Raw genomic sequence first — 7,049 nt, forward strand, 5'->3', positions numbered from 1 at the left:
CGGTCAATTCGGAAACCCGGGTATTTGGACCGGTCGCCGACCAGGAGCGCCGCAACTGCATCCTTGCTAGCTGTCAGGGCCGATCCGCCAATTCCGCAGCCAAGAAATCGTTGAAAGCCATCACCTTAGCATCCGCGCTTAGGCGTGACGCGGCAAGCGTGTAGACCGTGCGTTCTGGCAGGTGCCAGTCTGGCAGAACCCGGACAATCCGGCCCGTCGCCTCAAGCGGGGCTGACAGGAAATTCGGCAAGCTGCCAATCCCCATGTCGGCCTTGATCATGTCACGCAGGACAATGCTGCTGCCAAGGCGCAGCTGGGGGGAAATCGGCACCGTAACCCGTCTTTGCGGCCCATTAAATTCCCAAGTCAGCGGAGTTTCAGCAAGGCTATAGGACAGTGTTCTGTGTCTTTTCAGATCCTCCGGAGCCTCAGGCTGGCCGCAATCTGCAAGATATTCGGGGCTGGCGAAAACACCCTGATGCACGGGCATAATTTTGCGCGCGATCAACCCCGAATCCGGCAGACTTGCACGGATGCGGATCGCCACATCAAAGCCGCCCTGAACCAGATCCAGCACGTTGTCGTCAAACACAAGCGACAGCTGCACGTCAGGATAGCGACTGGCGAACCGGGGCAACAAATCAGCCAGAACCGTCGTACCAAAGGAATGCGGCGCATTGATCCGCAACTCGCCCCGCATCACCTGCGCCCCAGACCGCACCTGCTGCTCGGCCAGATCAACGGCCTGCAGGATGCGGTCGGCCTGCTCGTAATATAGCCGACCGTGTTCGGTCAGGGACATGCTGCGGGTGGTGCGCGTGATCAGCCTGCAGCCGAGGCTTTCTTCCAGCAGCTTCAGATCGCGGCTGAGCAAGCTGGACGACACGCCCAGATCCTCAGCCGCGCGCGCCATGCTGCCACGGTCGACAATGCGGCAGAAGGCCCGCATGACACCAAACTTGTCCATGGCTCTCTCCGTTGCTTCCCAGAAATAAAACACGATGCGCTTGCTCTGCAAAGCGCTTTGCCCGCGTGCCGCTCCGGGCGTAGCCTGCTCAGAGATGTTCCACTTGCCGCGCGACAACGCGCAGATGCGACCGCAACTCATCGACAGAACCAGTCAGCAACCGCGTGCCCGTTGCAGCGATGATCAGGGTCGGCACGGCCTGCACGCCGTTCACCCGGGCAAAATGCCGATCAGCGTCGACCTGCCGGGCCACCGCCGGATCCTCCATGCGGCACTTGAACTGATCCGGGGTCAGACCCAGTTCCTGCGCCAGATCCACCAGCACCTTCGGGTCGGCGATATTGCGGGCTTCGCTCAGATGAGCCAGCTGGATCCGGTCGAACATCTCCCAGTGCAGCGCCTGACCACCAAAAGTTTCCGCCGCCTTGCACGCGAGCGCCGCGTTCATGCCATGGGGATAATCGAAACGGGCCGCCCGCATCGCGTTGATATTGATGTGTTCCGGCTGATCGCTGGCCGCACGGCAATGGCGCCAATGATCCAGAATGGTACTCCGCGCCGCCTCAGGGCTGCCCCAACGCTGTGCCATTTCCTGGCGGCTGGCCTGCAGCACGAAGGTCCGGTGACGAATGTCGAGGTTGATTTCCTGTGCTACCGTGCGCAGGCGGGATGAAAGATTGAAACACCAAGCGCACACCGTGTCGTGGAAGAATTCGATCTTGATCGGTCTACTCATTTGAACATCCCCCCGATGTGCCAATCAGCGGCGCCCGGACGAATCTGCGACAGCGCGCGGTTGCGGTTCGATTGGGGGAGTAAAATGGCAGGGGAGAAGCGAACATCGCGGGCCTCGCTGACGGTTTCAAAGGGAAGGCAAGACAATCCGCAGATCCCGCCGGAAGATTAACCGGGAAATTCGAAAGACAATCTCTCATCAGCTTCAAGAATGCCCACAGGTCTCCCCATCAGGCAGGAAGCGCACCCCAGTTGCCAAAAGGTCTTGCCGTTCAGGAATTGGTATCCGCAGCCTTTGTCGCAATTGGTTGCGCCCCGGCCCAGGTTCCATCAGCAATCAATTCTGCGGAAACGGTTGTCAGGATTTCACTGACAGCCGATGCCGCGCGGGTCAGCGGCCGCGCGGTAGTGTGGGCTAGGTAAGTCCGGCGCCAAAGACCCGGCGCGTCGAACGGGCTTACCGACAAGCGCCCGGCGGCAGCCTCCTGCGCCACCGCGTGGAACGGCAACACCGAACACCCATAGCCCTGCTCAACCAACCGTTTGATATTGCTGTAACTGTCGACTTCGATATCGGGCGCGACCAAGATGCCTTTCGCGCGCAGCTTTTCCTCCAGCATGGCGCGCAGCCCATGCGCGCCGCTAGGCAGGATCAGCGGAATATCCGCAAGGTGGTCAAGCGGGGTCGGCCTTGCCCCGGCGTGCTCAGGCGGGGCCAGCATCACCAGCTCTTCATCCAGCAGCGGTTCTGACCGCACCCCGGCTTCCCGCAATTCAGCATATAGAACCGCCAGATCGACACCGCCATCCAGCAGCCATTCGCGGACAAAGCCGCTCATCGCTTCGGCGATGACGATCTTAATCTTCGGATAGCGCGCGCGGCACCGCGCGATCAGCGGCACCGACAGAATACCGCTGATGGTCCCCGGCAGCCCCAGACGTACCGTTCCTGTCGGCTCCCGGCCCAGACTGCGCAGATCTTCTTCGGTGCGCTCCAGATCCATCAGAAGCGTTCGGGCGCGACGGGCAAGTAGTTCTCCGGCCTCTGTTGCGGTAACCCCCTGTGGCGCGCGCAGCAACAACGGCGTTCCAAGGGCTTCTTCCATATTGCGCACATGCAGGGACAAGGCAGGTTGCGCCACATTCACCCGCTGCGCTGCCCGAGTAAAAGAACCCTCTTCGACGATAGCCAGAAAGTATCGCAGCTGTCTCAGATCCACGATCCGCGCCCCATATACAGAAACGTTATACCTATAAGCACTAATAGATATTTGATGTATGTAGGGCAAGCCGGGCATATCCAGAGCAATGGCGAAGACTTCGCAAGGCTCAAACCGGAGACCCCAAATGTACCAGCAGCAGACCGACGAATTTCAGGATATCCGCGATGCGGTGCGCGCGCTATGCGCCGAGTTCCCGGATGAATATCACCGCAAAGTCGACGAGGCCCGCGCTTACCCCGAAGAGTTTGTCGATGCCCTGACCCGTGCCGGCTGGATGGCGGCGCTCATCCCCGAAGAATACGGCGGATCCGGCCTTGGCCTGACCGAAGCGGCGATTATCATGGAAGAGATCAACCGCGCCGGCGGCAATTCGGGCGCCTGCCACGGGCAGATGTATAATATGAACACCCTTGTGCGGCATGGGTCCGAGGATCAGAAGCGCCGCATCCTGCCAAAACTGGCCAGCGGCGAATTGCGTCTGCAATCCATGGGCGTCACCGAACCCACCACCGGCACCGACACGACGCAGCTGAAGACCACCGCGGTCAAGAAAGGCGACAAATACGTTGTGAACGGCCAGAAGGTCTGGATCAGCCGGGTCCAGCATTCGGATCTGATGATCCTGCTTGCCCGCACCACGCCGCTGTCCGAGGTAAAGAAGAAATCCGAAGGCCTGTCCATCTTCCTTGTCGACATCAAGGAAGCGATGCAGTCGGGCATGACCGTCCGGCCGATCCCCAACATGGTCAACCACGAAACCAACGAGCTGTTCTTCGACAATCTGGAAATCCCCGAGGAGAACCTGATCGGCGAAGAAGGCAAGGGCTTCAAATACATCCTGACCGGGCTCAATGCCGAACGCACGCTGATCGCCGCCGAATGCATCGGGGACGGCTACTGGTTCACCGACCGTGTGACGCAATACGTCTCTGAACGTACGGTCTTTGGCCGCCCAATCGGCCAGAACCAGGGCGTGCAATTCCCCATTGCCGAAGCCTATGTCGAAATCGAAGCTGCCAACCTGATGCGGCAGAAGGCATGTCGGCTTTATGATGAAGGCCAGCCCTGTGGCGCCGAAGCGAACATGGCGAAATACCTCGCCGCCAAGGCCAGCTGGGAGGCCGCGAACGCCTGCCTGCAATTCCACGGTGGTTTCGGCTTTGCCTGCGAATACGATGTCGAGCGTAAATTCCGCGAAACCCGCCTGTATCAGGTGGCGCCGATTTCGACCAATCTCATCCTCAGCTACGTGGCAGAACACGTGCTGGGCCTGCCGAGGTCGTTCTGATGAGCCGCCCGTTGGAAGGATTGAAGGTGGTGGCCATCGAACAGGCCGTAGCCGCCCCCTTCTGCACTGCGCGCCTTGCGGATGCGGGCGCCGAGGTGATCAAGATCGAACGCCCCGAGGGAGATTTCGCCCGTGGTTATGACGATGTCGCAAAGGGCCAATCGAGCTATTTTGTCTGGCTCAACCGCGGCAAGACCTCGGTAACGCTGAATCTGGCCGCGCCCGAGGGCAAGGCGGTACTGGAGCGGTTGCTGAGCGATGCCGATGTGCTGATCCAGAACCTCAAGACAGGCGCGCTGGAGCGGCTGGGATTTGGCCCTGATCGGCTGGCCGAGAACTTCCCGCGTCTTATCACCTGTTCGATCAGCGGCTATGGGGAAGCTGGACCGATGGCAGAGCGCAAGGCCTACGATCTGCTGATCCAGGCGGAATCCGGACTGTGCTCGATCACCGGCGGGCCATCAGATCCCTCCCGTGTCGGCATTTCCATCGTCGATATTGCCACCGGGGCAACCGCCTATTCCGCCGTTCTCGAAGCGGTCTTGCGGCGTTACAAGACCGGAAAGGGCGCACGGATATCGCTGTCGATGTTCGACGTCATGGCTGATTGGCTGACCGTGCCGCTGCTGAACCACGAAGGCGGCAAACCACCCAAGCGGATCGGGATGGCGCATCCGTCAATCGCGCCCTACGGGGTCTTCACAGCCGGCGACGGCGCGCAGATTCTGCTCTCGATCCAAAGCGACCGGGAATGGAAGAAACTCTGCATCGATTTTCTCGATCAGCCCGATCTGGCCGATGATCCCCGCTTTGCCACCAATGTGGCGCGGGTGGCGAACCGGGATCAGACCGACGCCCTTGTCGCCCGGGGATTCGCCCGCAGAACTGGCGCCGAGGCCATCGAGGCCCTGCGCGTGGCGGATGTCGCCCTCGCTTCGGTCAACGACATGGAAGGCCTCTCAAACCACCCGCACCTGCGCCGTATCTCGGTCGAGACGCCGAACGGCGTAGTGTCCTACCCGGCGCCCGCCCCGATCTGGCATGGCGAGACGCCGCATTATGGTCCGGTGCCCGCACTCCGACCACAGGAGACCTGAAATGAATATCGATCTTGACCACCTGCGCAGTTGGATTGGCCACGAGGAAACCCGCTCCGAAGTGCTGATGCCGACCCTTGTGGAACGCTTCAACGCCACCTTTGACCGCGACGGACCGCTTGATGAAGGCGCCGAAGCCCCCCCTATGATCCACCTCTGCCTGTGTCAGCCGGTGGCCCCATCGGCAACCCTGGGGCTCGACGGGCATCCGGCACGCGGCGGCTTTCTGCCACCCGTGCCCCTGCCCCGGCGCATGTGGGCGGGCGGAGAGATGACATTTCACGCGCCGCTGTGCATCGGCGATACTGTCACCCGCAGTTCAGTGATCGAAGATGTTGCTTTGAAGACAGGCCGCAGCGGAGACCTGTGCTTTGTAACCGTGCGCCATCATTTCAACAGCGATAGCGGCGATCTGATCACGGAACGACAGGATATCGTCTATCGCGGCGCCCCCACCGGCACAACCAAGCCGCCCTCCCCCGCTGCGACGGCCCCGGCAGCACCCCACAATCGCGACATCGCCACCACGCCGACATTGCTGTTCCGTTATTCGGCGCTGACCTTCAACGGCCATCGCATCCATTACGACCGCCCCTATTGCCAGGAGGACGAAGGCTATCCCGGGCTGGTAGTACACGGCCCGATGCAGGCAACCCTGCTGGCACAATTCGCCGCCGACCTGCGCGGCGCCGCGCCCGCCCGCTTCAGCTTCCGCAGCCTGTCGCCTGTCTACGACACGCAAGGGCTTGGCCTGCGCGCCGCCGAGGCTGAGGCTGGGATCAGACTGTGGACCGCCGCGCCCGGTGGCCCTGTCGCGATGGAGGCACAGGCGCAATGGTGATGTCCGACGCAATCCGCGCCCCGTTGTTCGTTCCGGCTGACCGGCCGGACATTTTCGCCAAGGCACCCCGGTCCGGAACCGACGCGATCATACTCGATCTCGAAGATGCGGTATCACGCGACAACAAGGAGGCCGCCCGTGCCGCTCTGACATGCGATTTCACCGAGCTGCCCGTCATTGTACGCATCAATCCCCCCCGCACCCCCTGGCACGCGGCCGATCTCGCAGCCGTCGCATCCTTGCCGGTGGCTGGTCTCATGCTGCCCAAATCCGAAGATCCCGCCTTGATTACCGATCTGGCCGAAACGCTCGGCCCTGATGTGGCGCTGCTGGCCCTGATCGAAAGCGCCGCAGGGCTGGCGGCGGCCCGCGACATCGCGGCGGTGCCCGGCGTGACACATCTGGTGTTCGGCTCGATCGACTTCTGCGCCGACATCGGTGCTGCACATCAGCGCGAGGTGCTGCTGCCCGCCCGCAGCGAGTTGGTTCTTGCCGCCCGTCTGGCCGGGATCTGCGCACCCATTGACGGGGTCACCGCGCAGCTGGACGATCTGACCGAAACCCAGGCGGATGCCGCCCATGCGCGCGCCCTCGGCATGTCTGGTAAACTCTGCATCCATCCGCGGCAGGTCGGTGAGGTCCAGCGCGCCTTTGCCCCCTCCGCGATTGAAATCCACTGGGCAAAACGGGTCCTTGCCTCTGGCGACGGCGCGACGACCGTCGATGGCGCCATGGTCGATGAACCCGTCCGCCTGCGCGCGCGAGCCATTCTTGGGGCGCTCGCAACTGCCTGATCCCACCCCTCCGCCCAAAGCGAAAGGAAGTCTGAACATGAAGGTACTCGTGCCTGTCAAACGCGTGATTGACTATAACGTGAAGGTCCGCGTCAAAGCGGACG

General features: G+C 61.9%; 7 protein-coding genes. 4 read left to right on the top strand and 3 right to left on the bottom strand.

Annotation, left to right across the window (positions count from 1 at the left end):
• Window positions 1-73: 73 nt before the first annotated feature.
• From C6W91_RS05005 to C6W91_RS05015, 3 genes are all read right to left on the bottom strand, one after another.
• The gene (locus C6W91_RS05005; protein ID WP_274866829.1) at window positions 74-967 is read right to left on the bottom strand and encodes a LysR family transcriptional regulator; all 894 of its coding nucleotides are present in this window, start codon (window positions 965-967) and stop codon (window positions 74-76) included.
• An 88-nt stretch (window positions 968-1,055) separates the two neighbouring features.
• Entirely contained in the window at window positions 1,056-1,703 is a 648-nt protein-coding gene (locus C6W91_RS05010) for a DsbA family protein (protein WP_065271386.1), read from the bottom strand.
• 271 nt (window positions 1,704-1,974) lie between these two features.
• Window positions 1,975-2,922 (bottom strand): LysR family transcriptional regulator, encoded by a 948-nt coding sequence (locus C6W91_RS05015; RefSeq protein ID WP_065271387.1) that lies wholly within the window; start codon window positions 2,920-2,922, stop codon window positions 1,975-1,977.
• A 127-nt stretch (window positions 2,923-3,049) separates the two neighbouring features.
• Here C6W91_RS05015 and C6W91_RS05020 point away from each other — a divergent pair, with 127 nt between their 5' ends.
• The 4 genes from C6W91_RS05020 to C6W91_RS05035 are packed head-to-tail and all read left to right on the top strand — an operon-like array spanning window position 3,050 to window position 6,945.
• Window positions 3,050-4,213, top strand: a complete 1,164-nt coding sequence (locus tag C6W91_RS05020; RefSeq protein WP_065271388.1) for an acyl-CoA dehydrogenase family protein — start codon at window positions 3,050-3,052, stop codon at window positions 4,211-4,213.
• Window positions 4,213-5,310 (top strand): CaiB/BaiF CoA-transferase family protein, encoded by a 1,098-nt coding sequence (locus C6W91_RS05025; RefSeq protein WP_065271389.1) that lies wholly within the window; start codon window positions 4,213-4,215, stop codon window positions 5,308-5,310. Before C6W91_RS05020 ends, C6W91_RS05025 begins: the two co-directional genes overlap by 1 nt.
• 1 nt (window position 5,311) lies before the next feature.
• Window positions 5,312-6,151, top strand: coding sequence for a MaoC family dehydratase N-terminal domain-containing protein (locus C6W91_RS05030; protein ID WP_065271390.1), 840 nt, complete (start codon window positions 5,312-5,314; stop codon window positions 6,149-6,151).
• The gene (locus C6W91_RS05035; RefSeq protein ID WP_274840163.1) at window positions 6,151-6,945 is read left to right on the top strand and encodes a CoA ester lyase; all 795 of its coding nucleotides are present in this window, start codon (window positions 6,151-6,153) and stop codon (window positions 6,943-6,945) included. Before C6W91_RS05030 ends, C6W91_RS05035 begins: the two co-directional genes overlap by 1 nt.
• The last annotated feature ends 104 nt before the right edge of the window (window positions 6,946-7,049 follow it).

This window comes from Phaeobacter sp. SYSU ZJ3003, from assembly GCF_041300735.1.
Classification (GTDB): Bacteria; Pseudomonadota; Alphaproteobacteria; order Rhodobacterales; family Rhodobacteraceae; genus Phycobacter; species Phycobacter gallaeciensis_A.

Coding starts and splice junctions, on each gene's coding strand:
- C6W91_RS05005 (WP_274866829.1), bottom strand. CDS start 967: ATGGACAAGTTTGGTGTCATGCGGGCCTTCTGCCGCATTGTCGACCGT.
- C6W91_RS05010 (WP_065271386.1), bottom strand. CDS start 1,703: ATGAGTAGACCGATCAAGATCGAATTCTTCCACGACACGGTGTGCGCT.
- C6W91_RS05020 (WP_065271388.1), top strand. CDS start 3,050: ATGTACCAGCAGCAGACCGACGAATTTCAGGATATCCGCGATGCGGTG.
- C6W91_RS05025 (WP_065271389.1), top strand. CDS start 4,213: ATGAGCCGCCCGTTGGAAGGATTGAAGGTGGTGGCCATCGAACAGGCC.
- C6W91_RS05030 (WP_065271390.1), top strand. CDS start 5,312: ATGAATATCGATCTTGACCACCTGCGCAGTTGGATTGGCCACGAGGAA.
- C6W91_RS05035 (WP_274840163.1), top strand. CDS start 6,151: ATGTCCGACGCAATCCGCGCCCCGTTGTTCGTTCCGGCTGACCGGCCG.